19 protein-coding genes are annotated in these 20,300 nt (G+C 69.1%); 6 read left to right on the top strand and 13 right to left on the bottom strand.

All coding sequences use genetic code 11. From position 1 onward, the window contains the following. Positions 1–68: 68 nt before the first annotated feature. From G4G00_RS09950 to G4G00_RS09920, 7 genes are all read right to left on the bottom strand, one after another. Positions 69–1,715, bottom strand: a complete 1,647-nt coding sequence (locus tag G4G00_RS09950) for an MFS transporter (protein WP_164273048.1) — start codon at positions 1,713–1,715, stop codon at positions 69–71. Then, the gene (locus G4G00_RS09945; RefSeq protein ID WP_164273045.1) at positions 1,709–2,992 is read right to left on the bottom strand and encodes an alginate export family protein; all 1,284 of its coding nucleotides are present in this window, start codon (positions 2,990–2,992) and stop codon (positions 1,709–1,711) included. The genes G4G00_RS09950 and G4G00_RS09945 overlap by 7 nt, the downstream gene beginning before the upstream one ends. Next, a complete protein-coding gene (locus tag G4G00_RS09940; RefSeq protein WP_205515549.1) occupies positions 2,971–4,818 on the bottom strand; it encodes an amidohydrolase in 1,848 nt (615 codons plus the stop codon). The genes G4G00_RS09945 and G4G00_RS09940 overlap by 22 nt, the downstream gene beginning before the upstream one ends. A gap of 119 nt (positions 4,819–4,937) precedes the next feature. Next, positions 4,938–5,363 carry a DoxX family protein gene (locus G4G00_RS09935; protein WP_164273039.1) on the bottom strand — a complete coding sequence of 142 codons (426 nt, stop codon included), beginning with the start codon at positions 5,361–5,363 and terminating at the stop codon, positions 4,938–4,940. A gap of 2 nt (positions 5,364–5,365) precedes the next feature. Continuing rightward, positions 5,366–6,022, bottom strand: coding sequence for a hydrolase (locus G4G00_RS09930; RefSeq protein ID WP_164273036.1), 657 nt, complete (start codon positions 6,020–6,022; stop codon positions 5,366–5,368). A gap of 2 nt (positions 6,023–6,024) precedes the next feature. After that, positions 6,025–6,465, bottom strand: coding sequence for an AraC family transcriptional regulator (locus G4G00_RS09925; protein WP_164273033.1), 441 nt, complete (start codon positions 6,463–6,465; stop codon positions 6,025–6,027). A 78-nt stretch (positions 6,466–6,543) separates the two neighbouring features. Continuing rightward, positions 6,544–6,876: a hypothetical protein gene (locus tag G4G00_RS09920; RefSeq protein WP_164273030.1), complete on the bottom strand. Its 333-nt coding sequence runs from the start codon at positions 6,874–6,876 to the stop codon at positions 6,544–6,546. Positions 6,877–6,980: 104 nt separating this feature from the next. Here G4G00_RS09920 and G4G00_RS09915 point away from each other — a divergent pair, with 104 nt between their 5' ends. Further along, complete coding sequence (locus G4G00_RS09915) at positions 6,981–9,998, top strand: sensor histidine kinase (RefSeq protein WP_164273027.1); 3,018 nt, start codon at positions 6,981–6,983, stop codon at positions 9,996–9,998. Further along, entirely contained in the window at positions 9,991–10,641 is a 651-nt protein-coding gene (locus G4G00_RS09910) for a response regulator transcription factor (RefSeq protein ID WP_108753325.1), read from the top strand. The genes G4G00_RS09915 and G4G00_RS09910 overlap by 8 nt, the downstream gene beginning before the upstream one ends. 143 nt (positions 10,642–10,784) lie before the next feature. Here G4G00_RS09910 and G4G00_RS09905 read toward each other — a convergent pair whose 3' ends face one another. Together G4G00_RS09905 and G4G00_RS09900 are read right to left on the bottom strand one after the other, a co-directional pair. Continuing rightward, positions 10,785–12,242, bottom strand: coding sequence for an amidohydrolase family protein (locus G4G00_RS09905; protein ID WP_164273024.1), 1,458 nt, complete (start codon positions 12,240–12,242; stop codon positions 10,785–10,787). Between the two features lie 46 nt (positions 12,243–12,288). Beyond that, entirely contained in the window at positions 12,289–12,984 is a 696-nt protein-coding gene (locus G4G00_RS09900; RefSeq protein WP_164273021.1) for an ankyrin repeat domain-containing protein, read from the bottom strand. A 107-nt stretch (positions 12,985–13,091) separates the two neighbouring features. Between G4G00_RS09900 and G4G00_RS09895 the strand changes: the two genes are divergently transcribed. Next, a complete protein-coding gene (locus G4G00_RS09895) occupies positions 13,092–13,973 on the top strand; it encodes a LysR substrate-binding domain-containing protein (protein WP_108753328.1) in 882 nt (293 codons plus the stop codon). A 705-nt stretch (positions 13,974–14,678) separates the two neighbouring features. On the opposite strand, the gene G4G00_RS09890 is transcribed toward G4G00_RS09895, so the two are convergent. After that, the gene (locus tag G4G00_RS09890) at positions 14,679–15,839 is read right to left on the bottom strand and encodes an amidohydrolase family protein (protein ID WP_164273018.1); all 1,161 of its coding nucleotides are present in this window, start codon (positions 15,837–15,839) and stop codon (positions 14,679–14,681) included. 171 nt (positions 15,840–16,010) lie between these two features. Here G4G00_RS09890 and G4G00_RS09885 point away from each other — a divergent pair, with 171 nt between their 5' ends. Then, entirely contained in the window at positions 16,011–16,652 is a 642-nt protein-coding gene (locus G4G00_RS09885) for a hypothetical protein (protein ID WP_108753330.1), read from the top strand. 74 nt (positions 16,653–16,726) lie between these two features. After that, positions 16,727–17,338, top strand: a complete 612-nt coding sequence (locus G4G00_RS09880) for a GNAT family protein (protein ID WP_164273016.1) — start codon at positions 16,727–16,729, stop codon at positions 17,336–17,338. Here the strand turns inward: G4G00_RS09880 and G4G00_RS09875 are convergent. Then, complete coding sequence (locus tag G4G00_RS09875) at positions 17,335–18,108, bottom strand: CDP-diacylglycerol diphosphatase (RefSeq protein WP_164273013.1); 774 nt, start codon at positions 18,106–18,108, stop codon at positions 17,335–17,337. The two genes, G4G00_RS09880 and G4G00_RS09875, sit on opposite strands and share 4 nt — an antisense overlap. A 50-nt stretch (positions 18,109–18,158) precedes the next feature. Next, positions 18,159–18,806, bottom strand: a complete 648-nt coding sequence (locus tag G4G00_RS09870) for a decarboxylase (RefSeq protein ID WP_234414512.1) — start codon at positions 18,804–18,806, stop codon at positions 18,159–18,161. Between the two features lie 131 nt (positions 18,807–18,937). Between G4G00_RS09870 and G4G00_RS09865 the strand changes: the two genes are divergently transcribed. Continuing rightward, positions 18,938–19,234: an I78 family peptidase inhibitor gene (locus G4G00_RS09865; RefSeq protein ID WP_108753333.1), complete on the top strand. Its 297-nt coding sequence runs from the start codon at positions 18,938–18,940 to the stop codon at positions 19,232–19,234. A gap of 128 nt (positions 19,235–19,362) precedes the next feature. On the opposite strand, the gene G4G00_RS09860 is transcribed toward G4G00_RS09865, so the two are convergent. Continuing rightward, positions 19,363–20,250, bottom strand: a complete 888-nt coding sequence (locus tag G4G00_RS09860; protein WP_164273010.1) for a hypothetical protein — start codon at positions 20,248–20,250, stop codon at positions 19,363–19,365. Between the last annotated feature and the right edge of the window lie 50 nt (positions 20,251–20,300).

Here is a 20,300-nt window from a genome sequence, read left to right as displayed (position 1 = left end):
CATCGCGGCGGCGCCCAGCGCGCCGCCGCCCCTGCACGGTAGCGCCGGGCCATGCCCGGCGACCGCTCTCAGATATCGCTGTGATGGTGCGGCACGTTGGCCGGCAACGGATCCTGCCCACCCACGAAATGCCGCACGATCGGTCCACGCTCACCACGGTGCAGGCCGCGCAGCGTTTCCTGGATCGCCTTGTCGTCGGCGGTAATGCGCTCATGCTGGCGCAGGTGCTCCAGCCACGACGGGGTCACGAAATACTCCAGGTGTACGCCCGGCGTTGCCACGTCTTCCACCACGCCCCACACCACGGCACCGTCACGACGGCGGATCGTGCCCAGCGCGCGCATCTGCGCCTGGAACAGTGCGCGGTCGCCGGATTCGATGCGGTATTCCACCGTCACCAGCACCGGGCCGCGATCATGCGACACCGGCACTGCCAGCTCCGGCGCCGGCCAATGCCCGGCCGGGCGCAGGTTCAGTTCTTCGGTACCGGCAATGCGCACGCGCCAGACCAGCAGGCCGCCCACCACCGCGCCCACGGCCGCCACCAGCAGGGCCAGTTCCGGTGAAGTGCGCTGGGCCAGTGCGCCCCAGCTCAGGCCACCGGCCGCCATGCCGGCCGAGAACACCATGATGTACAGCGCCAGCGCACGTGCACGCACCCATGCCGGCACCGCCGTCTGCGCCGCGATCTGCAGCGAGGACAGTACCGTGATCCAGGCGAAGCCATTGACCAGCATCACCACCGGCAGCACGTACCAGCTGCGGGTCAGGGCCAGGCCGACCAGGCTGCACGCCAGCGCCAGCGTCGCCAGCAGCACCAGCAGGTCGCGATCAAGTTTGGCGCGCAGTTTCGGCAGCAGCAGCGCACCGCCCACCGCACCGATGCCAATGCAGCCCAGCAGGATGCCGTACTGCCCTGCCCCGCCATGCATCTGCCCACGCACCACCACCGGCAGCATCGCGTTCATCGCTGCGGCGAAGAAGAAGAAGCCCACCGACTTGATCAGCACCGCCTGCAGGCGACCGGCACGGCTGGCATAGCGCAGGCCGGCCTTCAGGCCCGCGCCGAAGCCTTCCGGCGGCAGGCTCGATGCCTTCGGGTCGCGCTTCCAGCCCCAGACCACGAACAGCATGGCGGCGAAGGTGACGGCATTGAAGCCGAAGGCCCACACCGCACCCAGCTGCGCCACGATCACGCCGCCGATGGCCGGGCCGATCGAACGGGCGATGTTGATGCCGATCGAATTCAGCGCTACCGCCGAGGCCAGCATCGGCTGCGGCACCAGTTCAGAGACGATCGCAGCCTGCGCCGGCATGGCCATGGCCGCACCACAGCCCATGCAGAAGGTCAGCAGCACCAGCAGGTTGGGGGTCAGCAGGTCGAACGCGGTCAGCGTGGCCATCACCGCCGCCACCAGCAGCATCCAGCCCTGGGTGAACAACAGGTATTTGCGGCGGTCAACAATGTCGGCCAGGGTACCGGCGGCCAGCGCCAGCAGCACGATCGGCACCGTGGTGGCCGACTGCACCAGGGCCACCATCAGCGGCGAGCCGGTGCGCTCGGCCATCACCCAGGCCGCGGCGACGTCGTTCACCCAGGTGCCGATGTTGCTGGCCAGGATCGCCAGCCACAGGGCCCGGAACATGCTGACTTTCAGCGGGGACCAGGCACCTGCGGCCTGGGGGGAAGGTTGTGACGCGGTTGCGTTCACCATTGCCATGCTCCAACGATCGAGGCGAACAGGGTGTCCTGGCCGCCGGCCTGCTTCAGTGCAGGACCGGCATCGACCCAGGCCAGCTGCAGCTGCCATTGCCAGTGTTCGCTGGCTTGCCAGCGGGTTTCGGATTTGTATTGGGTGCCGATGCGGCGTGCGCCACCGGCACTGCCGGGCAGCGCCGACAGCGGCGCGGGGGTGGTGTAGACCGCATCGGCGCGGCGGTGCTTCCAGGCCATCTGCACGCCCAGTTCGGTGGTGACCTTCGGGTCCGGCCGCAGCGCCAGCGTCGGTTGCACGTCCATCAGGTTGGCCGGCGCCAACAGGCTGGCCTCGCTGAAGTACGCCGATTTGGGGAACAGCGCGTTGAACGTGCCCAGCCGGCCGTCATGCAGGTTGCCATCGCCACTGGCCAGGTCGGCCTTCAGGCCCAGCCGCGGTTGCAGCGGCAACGCCGACCAGCGCCAACCCGTGTCCGTGGCGATGGTCCACGCACGGATGTCCAGATCGGCACCGGCCGTGCGCAGCTCACCGCCCTGGGCCACCAGTTCGGTGTTCCAGTCCAGGCCACCGGCCTGGCCAAACCAGCGCGTGCCCACGGTCTGCCGCCGCTCCACGCCCGTGCCAGCGGCGAAGCGCGCACCGTCACGGCGGTAGTCCAGCGAGTAGACATCCCACTGCCCGGCACCATGTCCACGCGCGGTGGTGGCATAGGCGCCCCACAGGTGGGCGCCGTGTTCGCCGCGGTCATCGAACGCACCGGGGCGGTTTTCCACCGGGCGCAGCGCCAACAGGTCCAGCTGTCCCAGGCGCCCGCTCCAGCCAACGCGCGCACCATCGAAGGCCAGGCGGATGTTCGGGCCATCGCGCACGGACAGCAGCCGCGAGCTGCCGTAGCCGGCTTCCTGCCGGCCCAGCTGCACGTGCCAGCCTTCACCCTGCCAGCGCCAGTAAGCCTGCTGCACATCCAGCGCGCTGCGATCGGTGCGGCCGGGGCCGCCAGCCTTGCCGTCCTCGGCGTGCACGCCCAGCTGCAGCTTCGCTTCCCAGTCATCACGGCGGTAGGTGGCCGCGGCCAGCGCGCGCAGCAGGCCGTAGCCGTCCTCGCCGCCGCCCACGCCGAAGCGCGTGGGGTCGTAGTACAGCCCACGCACGCGCACCGAGGCATCCCACTGCAGCTGGCCATCGCCCACTGCCGTGCAGGCGCCGCCGTCGCAGGCCAGCGCCAGCGACGGCGCGGCCAACGCAGCCAGGGTCAGAACGCGAAGCACGAGCACCCCATGGCGCCCCAGAACGCAGTCAGATCATCGGTCGGTGCGGCGTGGTGGGCGGCGTGGCCGTGCGCACCGTGGGTGCCGCAGGCGGCGCCGTGATGATGGCGGTGGGCCGCAGCCAATCCGGTTGCCGCGCCACCCACGTGGTAGCCGCCGAACTTGTTCACCGGCGACCAGTCCGGCATGGCCGGCGGCAACTGCGGGGCCAGCCCGGCGTAGTCGCCGTCGGCATGCACGATGCGGCCGCCGACCACGGTCAGCAGGCTGGTGATATCGGCAATCTGCGCATCGTCCACGCGGAAGAAATCGGCCGACAGCACGATGAAATCGGCCAGCTGGCCTTCCTTCAGCGTGCCCTTCACCGCTTCGTCGCCAGAGAACCACGCGCTGCCCTGGGTCCACAGGCGCAGGGCCTGTTCGCGTTCCAGCAGGTTCTCGTCGCCGTACAGCGCCAGCCCACCCACGGTGCGCCCGGTCACCAGCCACGACAGCGCCACCCACGGGTTGTAGCTGGCCACGCGCGTGGCATCGGTACCGGCGCCCACCGGCACGCCCTCGGCCAGCATGCGCTTGACCGGCGGGGTGTGGCGCGCGGCCTGCACACCGTAGCGCTGCACGAAGGCCTCGCCCTGGTAAGCCATGCGGTGCTGCACGGCAATGCCGCCGCCCAGCGCGCGGATACGCTCGATGTTGCGCGGGGTGATGGTTTCGGCGTGGTCGATGAACCAGTGCAGGCCATCGAACGGCACCTCGCGGTTCACCTGTTCGTACACGTCCAGGATGCGGGTGATGCTTTCATCGTAGGTGGCGTGGATGCGGAACGGCCAGCGCTTTTCCACCAGCAGCTTGACCACGTCGTGCAGTTCGGGCTCCAGCTCCGGCGGCAGTTCCGGGCGCGGCTCGTTGAACAGCTCGAAGTCGGCCGCCGAGAACACCAGCATCTCGCCGGCGCCGTTGTGGCGCAGCAGGTCATCGCCCTGGCGCGGCTGCAGGATCTCGCTCCAGCCGCGGAAATCGTTCACCTCGTTACCCTTGTTCTGGGTGAACAGGTTGTAGGCGATGCGCACCGTCAGCTGGCCATCGCGATGCAGCTGCTCGATGACCTGGTAATCCTCGGGGTAGTTCTGGAACCCACCACCGGCATCGATCACCGAGGTGATGCCCAGGCGGTTCAGTTCGCGCATGAAGTGGCGGGTGGAATTGGCCTGGTATTCCACCGGCAGGCGCGGGCCCTTGGCCAGCGTGGCATACAGGATGAGCGCGTTGGGCTTGGCCAGCAGCAGGCCGGTCGGGTTGCCCAGCGAATCGCGCACGATCTGCCCGCCCGGCGGGTCCGGGGTGTCCTTGGTGTAGCCGCAGGCACGCAGCGCGGCGCGGTTCAACAGCGCGCGGTCGTACAGGTGCAGCAGGAACACCGGCGTATCCGGCGCGATGTCATTGAGTTCCTGCAGGGTCGGCAGGCGCTTTTCCGTGAACTGGCTGGCGGTGAAGCCGCCGACCACGCGCACCCATTGCGGCGCCGGCGTGCGATCGACCTGCGCCTTCAGCATGGCCATGGCGTCGGCCAGCGAGCGCAGGCCGTCCCAGCGCAGCTCCAGGTTGTAGTTCAGGCCACCGCGGATCAGGTGGGTATGGCTGTCATTCAACCCGGGAACCAGGCGACGGCCCTGCGCATCCAGGATGGTGGCCTCGTTGCCCCAGGCACGCATGATCTCCTCATCACTGCCCACGGCGACGATGCGGCCTTCCTGCACGGCCAGTGCCTGCGCGTGCGGGCGTTGCGGGTCCAGCGTGGTGATACGGGCATTGCGGATGACCAGCGTGCTCATGCGGCGCTCCTTGGATGTTGATTCGATGGCGCCGGCGGCAGTGCCGGCCAGGCCCAGCGCCAGCGCGGCGCCGGCACCCAGCACGACGTTGCGGCGGCCGGGATGGTGGGGGTCGGAACTCATGCAAGGTCTCCCTGCAGCAGCGGGCCATCCAGCGCCCAGGCACCGGGCCCGGCGCAGGCGATGGCCAGCAGGACGAAGGTCCACATCAGCGGATATTCGACGCCACCGCGCATCCAGAACCAGCCCTTGGGCAGGGCCAGCACCGCGGTGAAGCCAATGAACGCGGCCGCCGCCAGGGCGGCCACGCGGGTCTGCCAGCCCAGCAGCACGGCCAGGCCGGACAGCACCTGCAACAGCGCCAGCAGCAACGGCAGGGGCGCGGCCGAGGGCAGGCCAAAGCCGCGCAGTTCGCCGGCGAAGCCAGCCAAGCCGGGGCCGCCGAACCAGCCCAGCAGCTTGCCCAGTGCATGTGGCAGCAGGAATCCACCTGCCGCCACGCGCAGCATCAGCAAGGCCAGGTCCAGGCCGTGACTGCTGGTCATGCTCAGTGACCGCCTTCCTGTGCGCCGAACATGGTCTTGGCGTACTGGATGCCGATGCCGTAGCCGCCGGCGTGGTCGCGGGCGATGCCGGTGGTCAGGCCATAGGTTTCAGCGCGGGCCCAGTCGCGCTGCAGTTCCAGCAGGTACTGCACGCTGGTGATCGGCACGGCACCGGCCTGCACCATGCGGGTGATGGCGCGCTCGTGCGCTTCGTCGCTCACGTCGCCACAGGCGTCGGTGATCACGTAGACCTCGAAGCCCTGCTCCAGCGCCGACAGGGTCGGGCCGACGATGCAGACGCTGGTCCACAGGCCACCCAGCACCAGGCGGCGCTTGCCGATGCGGTTGATCTCATCGATCACCGGCTGGTCTTCCCAGGTGTTCATCGAGGTGCGGTCGAACACGGTCTGGCCGGGGAAGATTTCCGGCAGTTCCGGGAACATCGGGCCGGAGAACGACTTCTCGGCCACGGTGGTCAGCACCACCGGCACGTTGAAGCCCTTGGCGCCCTTGCTGATCAGCGAGACGTTGTTGCGCAGGGCCGAGATGTCGATGGTGTGCGTGGCGAAGGCCATCTGCGATTGGTAGTCGATCAGCACCAGGGCGTGGTCGGTGGGCGACAGCAGGGCCTTGGCGGGGGTGGCGGTTGCGGTGGTCATGGTCAGACTCCAGGGGTGGTTGAAGGCGGGGGCGTCAGGCGGCCGCTGGCGCGCTCGGCAGGCAGCCGCAGGGCGGCGTCACCGGCCAGGTACTGGCCCGGGCTGCAGCCGGTCTCGGCGCGGAAACTGCGCACGAAATGGCTCTGGTCGAAGAAGCCCAGGTGCTGGGCCAGGTGGGACATGGAACCGGTGCTGTCCGGCAGCAGTTGGCGGGCCCGTTCAATGCGCCGGCGGCGCACATAGCGCAGTGGGCTGGCACCGGTACCGGTGCGGAACAGGCGCACCAGATGAAAGCGGCTGACGCAGGCCACTTCGGCCAACTCGGTCACCCGCAGCGGCTGCGACAGGTGTTCGTCGATGTAACGCAGGGCGCGCTGCAGGGCGGCCGATTGGTTCGGGGCAAGCGCGTCTACCGCGAACGCAGGCGGAGTTTGCAGGGCCATGCGAATGCACCGCGACAGGGGCCTTCATGGTGCGCTGCGGTCATGCCGCGCCCTACCCCCGACGGTCCAGCGTGCCACTCACCCTTTTGGGGGAGGCCCGCGCTCCAGCACACGCCGGCCGAACTGGCGTGCATCCACTGAATAGGCCCCGGGGCCCAGCAGGAACAGCGCCACCGGCAATGCCAGCAGCGGCCACGGCGCGGCCTGCAGCCACAGCCCAAGCAGGGCCAAGGGCACCGCCAGCGGGGTCAGCCAGCCCAGCAGCAACAGCACCTGCGCGGCCATGCAGACCAGCCAGACCCCACTGCCAGGCGCCTGCGCCGGCCAGAGCGCCGCCGCCAGGCACAGGCGCAGCCACAGCAGACCGATCCCCGGCGCGCGGTCGGGGAACATCACGAACAAACGTTGCATCGGTGGCCTCCCTGCTCCATGGCGATGTGATAGCGCACCCACACGCTGGGCGCCTGCCCCGTTCGGGTCACCCCGCGCTGCCCCGCACCTGCCAGAATGACGGCATGCGCGCCCTCCCCCGCTCTTTCCTGCAGTGCCTGCAGGGGCTGATCTGCTGCCTGTCGCTGGCGTTGCCGGCGACGGCGCTGGCCGTGCAGCAGCCGCCGGTCAGCACCGGCATGCCCGGCTACCAGCACACGGCCTGGCGCGTGGGCCAGGGCGCACCGGGCGATATCTGGGATATCGCGCAGGACCGCGACGGTCTGCTGTGGCTGGCCACCGGCTCGGGTCTCTACCGCTTCGATGGCCGCCGCTTCGAGCGCCAGGCAGCGCCGGCAGGCCAGCGCTTCCCTTCGACCAACATGGTCACCCTGGCGCGCGACCCGCAGCAGGGCCTGTGGATCGGTTATTTCCAGGCGGGCATCAGCCACAACCAGCCCGGGCGGCTGGACAACTACGGTCGCGCCCAGGGTGTTCCCGTGGGCGTGGTGCCGCGCTTCGAGCACGATCGCAATGGGCGGCTGTGGGCCGCAGTGAACGGCGGCCTGCGCTGGTTCGACGGGCAGCGCTGGCAGGCCGATGCCAGCACCGGCCTGCCCGACCGCCGCGTGCAGTGGGTGTTCCAGGACAGCCACGGCACGTTGTGGGTCTTGGCCGACCTGCAGGTCTGGTCGCGCCCGGCCGGTGCCTCACGCTTCACCTCGACTGGCATCACCGTCTCGCAGATGTCCACGTTGGCCGAGAGCCCGCGTGGCGAAGTGTGGCTGGCCGACCGCAACCGCGGCACCCTGCCGCTGGCCGACCGCAACGGCTTGCTGCCGGCCAGCGAGCGCGAGGCGCGACGCCTGCCCGGCCTGCTCGCATCGCGCATGCAGTTCACCGCCAATGGTGACCTGTGGGCGACCTTCAGCCCGCACGGTGGCGTGGCCCGGGTCAGCTTCGACGGCGACACCGCCACCGGCATTGAGCGCTTCGATACCGCCGAAGGCCTGACCGCCACGTCGGCGGTACCGGTGGTGCTCGATCGCGAAGGCAATATCTGGGTGGGCACCAACCTGGGTTTGAACCGCTTCCGCGCGCGCAGCGTGCAGACCCTGGCCGTCGGACCGACCGACCCGTACCGCTCGCTGGTGCGCACCGACGATGGCCGCGTGTACGGCTATGGCGAAGACCTGCAGCCCTACGATCTGCGCCGGCAGCTGCTGGACCGCAGCGCGCAGGAGCTGCAGGCCGCCGCGCGCCGGGAAGCGCGCCCGATGTGGCAGTTCGACTGGGTGAACCTGGCCCGCACCGACGCCGGGAAGACCACGCGCATTCCGCTGCCTGCGCCGTTCACCGGCCAGCCCAGCCACGCCCTGCTGTTCCCTGACAACGACAATGCATGGGTCTGTGCGGGCGAACAGGCCGTGCTGCATTACCAGGCCGGGCACTGGCTGCGCGAACCGCGCCTGCCCGAGCGTGCCTGCTCCAGCCTGGCCCAGGGCAGCGATGGCAGCCTGCTGCTGGGGTATGCCGATGGGCGCGTGCGCCGCCTGGACAGCAGCGGCGTAGCCACCTACGGCACCGCGCAGGGGCTGGACGTGGGCCCGATCACCGCCCTGCTGCAACACCGTGACCTGCTGATGGTTGCCGGTGAGTCGGGCCTGTCGGTACGGATCGGCGACGGCCGGTTCATGAGCGTGCGCACCGACCTGGCCGGCGTGCTGGAGGGTATTACCGGCATCGTGGTTGATGGCCGCGGCCGGGTCTGGTTGAACGGCAGCCGCGGCCTGGTACGCCTGCAGGAAACCACCCTGCGCAGCGCGCTGCTGCAGGGCACGCCGCTGAGCCCGCGCCTGTTCGATGCGGTGGATGGGATGCCGGGCATCGCCCTGCAGAGTGGCCCCATTCCCACTGCGGTGCTGGCCGCCGACGGCCTGCTGTGGCTGGCCACCAACCAGGGGCTGGCCTGGCTGGACACCACCCAGAACCATATCGACACCCAGGCCCCGGGCGTTCGTATCGGCGATGTGCTCTACGGCGATACGCACCAGCCGCTGACCGAAGGCCTGCAACTGCCGGCCGGCACCACCCAGCTGCAGATCGATTTCGTGGCGTTGTCACTGGCACGGCCCGAACGCAACCGCTATCGCTACCGCCTGTCCGGGGTGGATGACAGCTGGCAGGATGCCGGCAGCAGCACCCGTGCCTACTACACCAACCTGGCCGCCGGCAGCTACCGCTTCGAAGTGGAAGCGGCCAACGAGGACGGCGTCTGGAGCCAGGAGCCGGCCAGCCGCAGCTTCCGCATCGCCCCCACCTTCGTGCAGACGGTGTGGTTCAAACTGCTGTGCGCGCTGGCGGTGCTGTTGGTGCTGGCCATGGCCGTGCGCGTGCGCAGTGGCCAGCTGGCCGCGCTGTTCCGCGCCCGCCTGCAGGAACGCCACGGCGAGCGCGAACGCATTGCCCGCGACCTGCACGACACCCTGCTGCAGGGCAGCCAGGGCCTGATCCTGCGCCTGCATGCCATCAGCCAATCCGAACGCACCCCGGAACCGGTGCGCGCACAGCTGGAATCGGCCATGCAGCTGGCCGAGCGCAACCTGGCCGAAGGCCGCGAACGCGTGAACGCGCTGCGCGATGGTCCGTTCAGTGGCCGCGACCTGGCCACGGCGTTGGCCGATGTGCATGCCGAGTACGCTGGCGAAGGCACCAATCCGCTGCGCCTGACCGTGGAAGGCACCCCACCGCCCCTGCAGACCGACGCCGCCGAGGAAGTGTTCCTGATCGGCCGCGAGGCCATCCGCAACGCCTTGCGCCATGCCCAGGCCAGCGCCATCGAAGTGGAGCTGTCCTACGGCCCACGCAGCTTCCTGCTGCACGTGCGCGACGATGGCATCGGCATTGCCGACCCCGGCGCCAGCCACGGCCACTGGGGCCTGCAGGGCATGCGCGAGCGTGCACAGCGGCTGGGCGCCGAACTGCAGCTGTGGACCCGCCCTGGCCTGGGCACCGAAGTCGCGCTGGCCGTACCCGGCCGCCGCCTGTACCAACGACGCGCGCCACGCTGGCGCTGGCCCTGGAGCCGCCCCACCCATGACTGATTCCCTTGCCCCCATCGGCGTACTGGTGGTCGATGACCACCCCCTGCTGCGCGATGGCCTGGCCGCCCTGCTGGGCGCGCATGCCGACCTTCGCCTGCTGGGCGAAGCCGCAGACGGCGAGGAAGCCGTCGCCCGCTACCAGCAGCTGCAGCCGGACGTGGTGCTGATGGACCTGCAGATGCCACGCCTGGATGGCGTGGAAGCCATCGTGCGGATCCGCGCGCTCGATCCGCGCGCGCGCATCATCGTGCTGACCACTTACCGCGGCGACGTGCGTGCGGTGCGCGCACTGCAGGCCGGCGCCAGTGCCTATCTGCTGAAAGACATGCTGCGCCACGAACTGGTGGATACCATCCGCACCGTCGCCGACGGCCGCCGCGCGGCCATTCCGGCCGAAGTGGCCGCCAGCATCGCCGCGCACGTGGTGGAAGACCGCCTGTCGCCGCGGGAAACCGAAGTACTGCGCCACGTGGCCAGCGGCCTGTCCAACAAGCGCATCGGCGAGCGCATGCAGATCTCCGAGCAGACCGTGAAGGCGCACATGAAGAGCCTGATGGACAAGCTGGGGGTGGGTGACCGCACCCACGCGGTCACCCAGGCCCTGCGCCGCGGCATCATCAGCCTGGACGACGGCAACCCGTAACGTCGAGCTTGCTCGACGGCCTCTGCCTTACCGTAGCGTCGAGCTTGCTCGACGGCGTTCCGCTCAGTCGAGCAAGCTCGACTCTACGTTCATGGTGTTCCGCTCAGTCGAGCAAGCTCGACTCTACGTTCATGGCGTTCCGCTCAGTCGCGCGAGCTCGACTGCGCATTCCACGCGGCCACCTTGGCGCGGGTATCGGCCAGCATTTTGTCCAGCGCGGCGCGGTCATACACATCCCCGCGCAGGATCACGCTGTCGATCTTCTGCGTTGCCGCAATGTCCTGCAGCGGGTTGGCGGTCAACAGCACCAGATCGGCAGCCTTGCCCACGGCCACACCGCCATAGCGGTCCATCTGCCCGAACCACGCCGGGCCGGAACGGGTGGCCGCCGACAGCGCCTGCGGTGCGCTCAGCCCCTCCTTCACGAACAACTGCAGTTCCTGGTGCAGGGCAATGCCGGGGAAGTTGTACGAATTGAGGAAGCCTGCGTCGGTGCCGGCGATGATCGTCACCCCTGCTTCCTGCAGCATCGGCAGCACTGCGGCCACCTGGTGGTACTGCGCATGGCGCGCCTCGATCTGCGCCGGGCTGGCCTTGGCCGCACGCTCCACGCGCCAGGTGTAGGTCGCGCGCAGACCGGGGCCGATGTAGGCCAGGTAGGGATCATTGGCATGGTCATCCTGGTCCAGGAAGTCCAGGATGCGCCCACCATTGAGGGTCGGGGTCACGAATACGCCGCGCTTGGCAAAGTCGCGGTAGGCGTGCATCGCGGTATCGCGGTCGAAGCTGGCGTCCAGGCGGCGGTTGGCTTCGGCGCGGTCGATGCGGCCAGCGCCGAAGTCGGCGGCGATCTGCGCCTCATCCTTGCTGCCGGCCTTGAACGCGTAATCCAAGTGCTCAATGGACGCCAGGCCCGCATCCACCGCCTGCTCCACGGTCAACGCCATCGGAATATGGCCGGATGCCTTCAGACCGGCGTTGCGCGCGGCGCTGGCCGAGTACAGGAACAACTCCGGCTTCAGCGTGCTGTCGGTGATCTTCACGAAATCGACCTTGTCGCGCTGCAGCCGGGTGATCGCCTGATCCACCTGCGCCTTGTCACCGACTTCGATGGTGCCCTTCCACACCGGCTTGATGCCCTCGATCTTCGCCCCTGAACTGAGCAGGCGCGGCCCGAACAGGGTGCCGTCGGCAATCTGCCCGCGCCACTGCAGCACCTGTTCCGGCAGGTCGCCCGAACAGTCACGAATGGTGGTGATGCCGTGGGCGATGTACAGCGGCAGCAGCGCCTTGTTTTCCTCCACCAGCGCCGGGCCGCCGCCGAAGTGCACGTGCATGTCCCACAGGCCCGGAATGAGGTACTTGCCGGCGGCATCGATCTGGCCGCTGGCGCTCCATTGGCTGCGCAGCTGCGCGTCGGGGCCCACCGCCACGATGTCATCGCCACGGATCACCACGCTCTGCCCGGGCAGGCTGCGCGCGTGCTCGACATCGACCACGGTGGCATTGCGGATCAGCAGGTCGGCACGTTCGGCTGCAGACGCCGACAGCGGCGCGACAGCAACAAGGATCGCAAGGGACAAGGGGCAGCAACGGAACATGGACGGCATCCTGGTAGGCACGCGGGCGTGCGGGGTGGAAGGGATATCAGTGGGTCGCGCCGTGCTGGCGCAGCAGGGTTTCGATGGCGGTGTAGCCGCGCTGGCGGGCATGCGCCAACGGCGTCACGCCATCGCCGTCGGCCAGATGCGGGTCGGCGCCGGCCTCCAGCAGCAACTGCACGATCTGCACGTGGCGCGGGCCGCCATCACCGAGCAGGATGGCCTCCAGCAGCGCGGTCCAGTGCAGACGGTTGACGTGGTCCACGGCCACCCCGGCACGCAGCAGCATGCGCACCGTGGCCACGTGGCCGCGCTCGGCGGCGGGAATCAGGGCCGTGCCGCCATAGCGGTTGGTACTGCGCAGATCGGCACCGTGGGCCAGGGTCAGCGCGAGGATCTCATCCAGCCCGCGCGCCCCGGCGTACAGGTAGGCGCTGTCCTGCATCGCATCCTTGGCGTTGACGTCGGCACCGGCGTCGATCAGCACACGTGCTGCCTCCAGCCGGTTGCCGTGGGTGGCCAGCAGCAGCGCCGTACGGCCCTGCGCGTCGCGCGCTTCCACCTGGGCACCGCCCTCCAGCGCCGCCCGCACGGCCGCGGCATCACCACGGGCAGCGGCATCGTGCAGGCGCACATCGGCCGCGCCGGTGCTGGCCCAACAGGCAGTCGGCAGCACCGCGAGCAGGCACAGCAGCAACAGGCGCCCCAGCGTGGGACAGCGGCGGCAACGATGGATGCGCATCTGCGATTCTCCTCTGCGGCGGGGCCGGTGCGGCGCTGCGGCCCGCTTGCCGCACCCTTTCCTGCATGGTAGAAGTCGCAGCAATCATCCAGAAGTGAAATGTTCAAATGGCTGACAGTGCCAAATCGAATAGAACACTGTTCGAACTGGACCTGCTGCGGGCCCTGGTGATGGTGGCCGACTGCGGCAGTTTCACCACCGCCGCCACCCGCCTGCACTCCACCCAGTCCACCGTGAGCCAGAAGGTACGGCGGCTGGAGGAACTGGCTGGACACCGCCTGCTCGAACGCGGCCACCGCGATGTGCACCCCACCGACGCCGGCCACACCCTGCTGGGTTACGCACGGCGCATGCTCGATCTGAACGAGGAGCTGGCCCAGGCACTGGCCGGTGCCACGGTGGAAACCGCGGTACGCATCGGCGTGCCCGAGGATTTCGTCAACCCGCAGACCACCCGCATGCTGGCTGCCTTCAGCCGTCGCCACCCGCAGGTGAAGCTGGAAATCAGCAGCGGCCTGAGCCGCGACCTGGCCCATGGGTTCGACCATGGCGAGCTGGACCTGGTGCTGGTGAAGCAGCGCCGCAACACACGCCAGGCGGTGCACTGCCGGCGCGAGCCGATGCACTGGATCGACAGTGTGCGCAGCAGCAGCCTGCAGCACGATCCGCTGCCACTGGTCACCTTCCCGCCGCGCGGGCTGTACCGCGACGAGATGATCCAGGCGGTGGAGGCGCTGGGGCTGCGCTGGCGCATTGCGTTCACCAGTTCCTCGCTCAGCGGCATCCAGGGCGCGGTGGCCGATGGCATCGGCATCAGCCTGCTGCCACGCCGCGCGGTGGGCCGCGAGCATCGCATCATCGATGGCGAACGCAGCCTGCCGGTGATCGACAACTACGAGCTGGGGTTGCTGCACCGCCCCGATGCAGACGAAGCCGTACGCGCACTGGCCGCCGAACTCTGGCGCCAAGTGCAGCGCGAAGCGGAGTAGTTCTTTGTTTGCAGGGCTGCGCCCTGCACCTGCCCATTCAACGTCAACGTCAAGGTCAAAGGCTGGATTCCTGGGGTGGGCGGGGTGGGTCCGGTTGCGGGGGACGCTGCAAGTACGTCCATGTAAGCTCGGTCGCGCTTGCTCGTGTGCGCTGTCCTGCGCACACGGCAAGACCGGGGTTGGGCGTCCTGCCCAACCCGCCCGAGGCATGCCTCGGGCCCATGGCGCTCACGCCCCCGCAACCGGACCCACCCCGCCTTCGACAGTTTTACGTGGTCTGTTGGAACGGCTCTTGGGGTCAGATCCGTTTTCCGCAGGAAAACGGATCTGACCCCGGATTCATTTCGATATCTGACAGAAAAATCGTGTCGACCAAGGTCGACACCTACCAACAGCCGCGCGGACAACCATCGCAGTTCCCAACAGCTGCAGGAATCTGTCAGAGGTGGGGCGGTGTCGGAGTGCGGGGTGTCAGCCGCATGGATGCGGCTGCCAAGCCTACACGGGTGAGGGCGCTTTGCTTGCGAAGCACTGCTTCGCAAGCGCCCGAACGCACAGCCGCCAGCGGCTGGGCCGGGCCCCGGAGGGGGACTTGCTGCGTCCCCGCACTCCGACACCGCCCCGCCACCCCACGGATAGCCCGCTTTTGCCGTTGACGTTGACGTTGCTCGACGCTTCGGCAGGTGCAGGGCGCAGCCCTGCCAACTACAACCACCGCCCCTGCACGACCACGCGCCGTTCCACAGGTACGCCGGCCACCGCCGCCGGGCCGTGGTCCGCACGCACTGCCACGAAGGTCGCCGGCAGCCCTTCGCCAATGCCGTACTGCGGCACTCCGATCGCCTGCGCGGCATGGGTGGTCACCATGTCCAGCGCCAGATCCAGATCGGCATCGGTGTAGAACCCCGAGCGGTAACCCAGCAGCATCGCCCGCTGCAGCAGATCACCGTTGCCGTACGGCCACCAGCAATCGCGGATGTTGTCGTTGCCAGCAAACACCCGCACCCCGGCATCATGCAGCGCACGCAACGGCGGGAACGGGCGGTCGCCCGGTGCGTTGCTCATGATCGCCACGCCCGCGCGGGCCAGCGCCTCGCCCACCTGCAATGCACGCGCCAGCGGCACTTCGCCCAGCGCGTAGGCATGGCTGACCGCCACCCGGCCCTGCAGGCCAGCGGCCTGGGTGCGCGCGGCAATCCGCAGCAACTGCGCCAGTCCGGTTTCGCCCGGCTCATGCAGATGGATGTCCAGGCGCACGGCGTGGCGCTCGGCCAGGCCGAACAACAGGGCAAGCTGTCCTTCGGCATCACCGTCCAGCGTGGTCGGATCGATGCCGCCCAACACCTGCACACCAGCGTCCAGGGCCTGCCGCAGCACCTCGGCGGTGCCCGGGCAGGACATCACCCCGGCCTGCGGAAACGCCACCAGCTGGATCTGCATGATGTCCGCGCAGCGCTCGGCCGCTTCGCGTACCGCCTGCAGATGCTGCAGGCCGGTGCTGCCATCAATGTCCACATGGCAGCGCATGGCCACGGTGCCGAAGGTACTGCACTGGCGGATCAGCGCCTCGGCACGCTCGACCATGGGCACGGCCGCGGCGACGGCGGCCTTTTCCACGGCCAGGCGCTCGCGCAGGCTGGCCACCGGCTGGTGCGGGTGCCAGCGGTCACCGACGAAGCTCTTGTCCAGATGGATATGGCCATCGACCAGCCCCGGCAGCACGGTGAAACCGGCCAGATTGACGTTTTCCGCCCCTTCCGCCGCGCCGCCCGCTGCGTTGATCGCCTGCAGTTGGCCGTCACGGATGTGGAAGTGCAGTGGCGCCCCGTGGCGGTCCACGCCACCATGAACGAACTGAAGGGTCATGGGTTACTCCGCAAGGCAGACAAGGGGCCCATCGTGCGCCCCCTCGCTGCCATCGGCCAACGAAATATGGCGATGCCACACATTCACCAGAGCGATGCGTCCGCCTCGTCGCCACGCTGCACACCCCCCTGAACAGGTAACATAGCGCTCTGTTCCCGCTGTAGATGCCGCATGGGCCCGTCCGACCGCCACGATCGTCTTCGCCGCTGGCAGGCCGCGTCCCTGTTGGCCGCTGCCCCGATCGCCAGCCTGTCCGCCAGCGATGCTGCGGCCACCACGCCGCCGCCCACGCCGCCCGGCCAGCAGCGCGTCGCCGCCGCCGTGCTGGTGGAACGCCTGCACCAGCGGGTGCTCAGTGGCCAGAGCGCCACCGCCACGCTGGAAAGCTGGTGTGCCGAGCACGGCCTGGCCGAGCAGGCGCGGGTGCGTGCGGTACGCGTGCGTGGCCAGGACAAGGCCGCCCCGGCCGATGTGCTGCACGCGCTGGGTGCAACCGATGGCAGCGCCGTGCACTACCGTCGCGTGCAGCTGGTCTGCGGCAGCCGTGTGCTGTCCGAGGCCGACAACTGGTACCTGCCTGCGCGCCTCAGCCCGGCGATGAACCAGGTGCTGGACAGCACCGACGAGCCCTTCGGCCGGGTGGTCGGGCCGCTCGGGTTCCAGCGCCAGACCCTGGCCGACCAGACGTTCTGGCCGCCACGTGGCGATGGCAATCAGGGCGTGATCCTGGAAGTACGTGCACTCCTGCGCGACCGCGAGCAGCAGCCTTTCAGCTATGTGATCGAATCCTACGGGGTCGCTGCGTTGCCCTAGCGCACTGGGCGCCTTCACGCGCTTTGCAACGTATTCGATGGTTTCTGCCGGGCCGGCAGGTCACCGTCGAATGCATGTGTACCGAACCCCTTCCCTCCCCCATTCCCGCACTGCACCCGGTCCTGCGCCGGCACCTGCTGCATCTGGCCCACGGCGGCGTGATCGTGCGCCCGCTGCACCGCAATGACCTGAACGAGTGGCTCGGCCTGTGCGTGACACGCCGCGCGCGGCACGGCTTCAGCTGCCGCCCGGATGCTGACGTACAACTGCTGATCGGCGTACAGCGTTCACGCCTGCAGTTCGACAACGATCAACTGCTGCTGGGCGTGTTCGACGCCAGCAGCCGTCGCCTGGTGGATCAACTGGGCGTACGCCTGCAGTCCACCCAGGCGCGCAGCGCCGAACTACACCCGTTCTGCCAGGCCACGTGGGGCAATGCCGAGCGCCTGCGCGATACCCTGCACGCGCTCTGTGCGTTCCTTCTCGAGCAGGTGGGCCTGCACCGCCTGTACGTGCTGCTGCCGGCACGAACCCCCGCGGCCATCGCATCGGTCTGGACCGAAGCGGGCTTCGCCCACGAGGGCGTCCTGCGCGGCCAGCACTTCGACGGCCAGCACTGGCAGGATCGCCACCTGCACGCGCTGACCGCACCGGAATGGCGCCGCCGCCAAGGCGAGCCGGCCTAGCGGACCCGCTCCAGCGCCTGGCCAGCGCCGGTCAGTAGCGAACACGCATGGTCCTGCAGTTCCTCGGCGCTGGCGTCGTTGCCGCTGGCCGGATCCAGCCGGGTCGCCAGCAGCACGAAACCGGGCGTGCCCTGCACGTTCTGCCGGCCCGCCACCAGCAGGCTCCACTGGCCGACATCGCCCACGCCGCTCAGCTCATGGGCCAGCAGGTTCAGCGGATTGGCGGTCAGTTCGGCACCGGGCAGCAGGCGCGCCTGGTACTGGTGGCCGCGCAAGGGCACAGGCAGCGGCGCCCATCGGGTTCCCAGCGCAGCGGCATGTGCGTCCAGCGCCTGCAGTACGTCGGCGCGCAGGCAGTCCACATGGATATGCAGCTGGTGCTGCGAACGTCCGTGCGGCGAATTCAGCGCCAGGCTGGCCACTTCACGCGGCAGGGCCTGGCCCAGTGCCCGTTCGCTGTGTACGCGGGCCCGCCAGGCCGCGGCGAAATAGTTGGGCACACCGCGCCGGTACAGCGCCGGGCTTTCAATGCCGCTCAGCTTGTCCAGCGGCATCAGCAGGTACTGGTAATCGCCGTGGGTATCCTTCACCAGCACGTCGCGCCGGTCGGCGGCCGCTTCCACCTGCAGGCAGCTTCCCTGGGGCCCCTGCTCGCTCAGGCAGTCACGCTGGATGACCCGCCACAGCGCATCGGAGTGGGCGGGCGGCGGCGTGGTGGCACAGCCGGCCACGCAGGCCAGGGACAACAGCAGCAACGAACGGGTGAACACGGCGGGTTCCGTACAGGCGGGCCGCCATTCTACCGGCTGCCGGCAACGCCTCAGTAGGTGCCGAACGGCACTTCGACCCGCAGCGGCGTACCGGCAGGCAGCAACTGCAGCGTGTAACGGTCCAGCGCGCCTTCCTCATCGGCCTGTGGCAGACGCTGGAACTTCAGCTGGTACTGCGCCTGGCCCCAGCGCACGGTCGTGCCCGCAGCATCCACCGCGGCACCCTCGGGCAGCAGCAGGCCACCCAGATCGCTGTACGCACCAGGCACGTCGGCGAAGCGGTAGTCGATCAACTCGTCCACCCGCTGCATGGCATACACGTGCGGGACATACGGCCGTGCAGCGCTGTGCAGATTGCTCAGATCGGCCACCCATACCGCAGGCAGGTGGTACTGCTCGCGCAGTGCATTGACCCCCAGCGATGGACTGGCCACCTGCAGGCAGCACACCGTGCGCCGGCCCTCACGGTCCAGGATCGCGAACCGGTCGCCGCGGGTGGCCGCCTGCGGCAGCATGGCAAAGGCGAGGTTGCGCTGCGCCGGCTCATAGCCGGTCTCGGTCTGCAGGTTGCGCCAGGCGCCGAACGGAGCGCCATCGGCCGCCGGGACCGGGTCGGCCTGCGCCTGGGCGAGCACCGCCGTGCACAGGCACAGCACGCCTGCCAGGATCTGCGCCGGGTGGAACCTGCCTGCCTTCATCTGCGATCACACGCCTGTCGATACACCGGCCACTATGCAGCGTGGCGCCGCCAGCGGCAATGATCGCACCGCTCCCGGCCGCACGGCGGCGGTGCTATGGTGCAGCCAATCCCCTGCGCAGGAGCGCCCGCATGACCGCCATCCGCCTGTCCCTGCTGCTGCCCGCCTCGGCCCTGCTGCTGTCGGCCTGTGTCAGCACGCCCGGCCCGCAGGTAAGCGGCAGCGGCCAATGCAACGCCAGCGCACTGGGCTGGGCCGTCGGACAGCCGGCCGACGAAGCCAACATGCGGCGCCTGTCACGCGAGAGCGGCGCCGGCCTGGTCAACCCGATCGGGCCGAACACGATCACCACCAAGGACATCCGCCCCGACCGCCTGCGCGTGTACGTGGACAAGGACAACATCATCACCGCCGCCCGCTGCGAATAACCCCGGGCGTGCCCCACGGCCCGCGCCCCGGCTATTGGTAGAGTCGAGCTTGCTCGACTGCTCTGGCCCCGGCATTTCGTAGAGTCGAGCTTGCTCGACTGCCTTCGTTCAGTCGAGCAAGCTCGACTCTACCCATCCGTGTAACCCGAACAATCGGGCAATGCCTGGTCCGGCTGGTATGCACCCCCTCTGAAGTGGAACATGCGCGCATAGGTGGACGCCGGGTCCTGCTCGGTCCGCAGGTCCTTCCTGGTCAGTGGCGCCCTGGCCAATGAATCTTCGTTTCGCGAAACACCGGCCGGAAAACGCGTGGCCACGGTCTGGTAACGCAGCACCGGCATGCCCCTGGCAGCGGCATCCAGCGAAAGCCGTGCCGAGAATCCATAGGTGTCATGGCACGCACCGGCGCGCCGCTTCACGTCCTGCTCGCCGAAGCAGGCCCGGATCTCCGCCTCGCCCGTCCACGCCAGGCCCAGCACCGCATCGTCGATCTGGATGCCGTCGTCCAGGTGCCGCACGCGTGCCAACTGCAGGCGCGACGTCTCGGCACCGCCGCCGGAATACATCGTGCTGACCTTGCTGATGCCGCCCACCAGCACATTCTGCCGCGCGCGCTGCTGCGGATCGGCTACCGTCTGGTCGGCGCCCACGTCCGGCGCCAGCCGCACGATCCACGGCCATACGGACAGTTCGCCGTCCGGCGGAACATCGATGCTCACGTGGTACGCCTGCGGCTGGCCCTCGCCGGCCACCGTCTCCAGCACTTCCAACACGCTCGGCCGCTCGCCGTCACCGGATGCGGGCAGCACGCGCACGCACCAGGCACCATCACCGGTACAATCGTACAAGCCGGACGGTCCGCCGCGCTCATCCACGCGCAGCACCTGGCCCAATGGCTCCATCACATTGCCAGCGGCATCGCGCTGCTGCGGAAGAATCGATCCCTGCGCCAGCGCCAGTACCGGGCTGGCCAGCAGCAGAGCGGCCAGCGCCGTTCGGGACATCGGGGTGTGCATCATCGCTCCTGCGCATCCGCGCATCCATGCCGAATCCGCATGATAGTAGA

The sequence above is a fragment of the Stenotrophomonas sp. B1-1 genome (assembly GCF_010894375.1).
In the GTDB taxonomy this organism is placed as follows: domain Bacteria; phylum Pseudomonadota; class Gammaproteobacteria; order Xanthomonadales; family Xanthomonadaceae; genus Stenotrophomonas.
This window is presented reverse-complemented; position numbering and strand designations above follow the sequence as displayed.

Coding starts and splice junctions, on each gene's coding strand:
- G4G00_RS09950 (WP_164273048.1), bottom strand. CDS start 1,715: ATGGTGAACGCAACCGCGTCACAACCTTCCCCCCAGGCCGCAGGTGCC.
- G4G00_RS09940 (WP_205515549.1), bottom strand. CDS start 4,818: ATGAGCACGCTGGTCATCCGCAATGCCCGTATCACCACGCTGGACCCG.
- G4G00_RS09935 (WP_164273039.1), bottom strand. CDS start 5,363: ATGACCAGCAGTCACGGCCTGGACCTGGCCTTGCTGATGCTGCGCGTG.
- G4G00_RS09930 (WP_164273036.1), bottom strand. CDS start 6,022: ATGACCACCGCAACCGCCACCCCCGCCAAGGCCCTGCTGTCGCCCACC.
- G4G00_RS09925 (WP_164273033.1), bottom strand. CDS start 6,465: ATGGCCCTGCAAACTCCGCCTGCGTTCGCGGTAGACGCGCTTGCCCCG.
- G4G00_RS09920 (WP_164273030.1), bottom strand. CDS start 6,876: ATGCAACGTTTGTTCGTGATGTTCCCCGACCGCGCGCCGGGGATCGGT.
- G4G00_RS09915 (WP_164273027.1), top strand. CDS start 6,981: ATGCGCGCCCTCCCCCGCTCTTTCCTGCAGTGCCTGCAGGGGCTGATC.
- G4G00_RS09910 (WP_108753325.1), top strand. CDS start 9,991: ATGACTGATTCCCTTGCCCCCATCGGCGTACTGGTGGTCGATGACCAC.
- G4G00_RS09905 (WP_164273024.1), bottom strand. CDS start 12,242: ATGTTCCGTTGCTGCCCCTTGTCCCTTGCGATCCTTGTTGCTGTCGCG.
- G4G00_RS09900 (WP_164273021.1), bottom strand. CDS start 12,984: ATGCGCATCCATCGTTGCCGCCGCTGTCCCACGCTGGGGCGCCTGTTG.
- G4G00_RS09895 (WP_108753328.1), top strand. CDS start 13,092: ATGGCTGACAGTGCCAAATCGAATAGAACACTGTTCGAACTGGACCTG.
- G4G00_RS09890 (WP_164273018.1), bottom strand. CDS start 15,839: ATGACCCTTCAGTTCGTTCATGGTGGCGTGGACCGCCACGGGGCGCCA.
- G4G00_RS09885 (WP_108753330.1), top strand. CDS start 16,011: ATGGGCCCGTCCGACCGCCACGATCGTCTTCGCCGCTGGCAGGCCGCG.
- G4G00_RS09880 (WP_164273016.1), top strand. CDS start 16,727: ATGTGTACCGAACCCCTTCCCTCCCCCATTCCCGCACTGCACCCGGTC.
- G4G00_RS09870 (WP_234414512.1), bottom strand. CDS start 18,806: ATGAAGGCAGGCAGGTTCCACCCGGCGCAGATCCTGGCAGGCGTGCTG.
- G4G00_RS09865 (WP_108753333.1), top strand. CDS start 18,938: ATGACCGCCATCCGCCTGTCCCTGCTGCTGCCCGCCTCGGCCCTGCTG.
- G4G00_RS09860 (WP_164273010.1), bottom strand. CDS start 20,250: ATGCACACCCCGATGTCCCGAACGGCGCTGGCCGCTCTGCTGCTGGCC.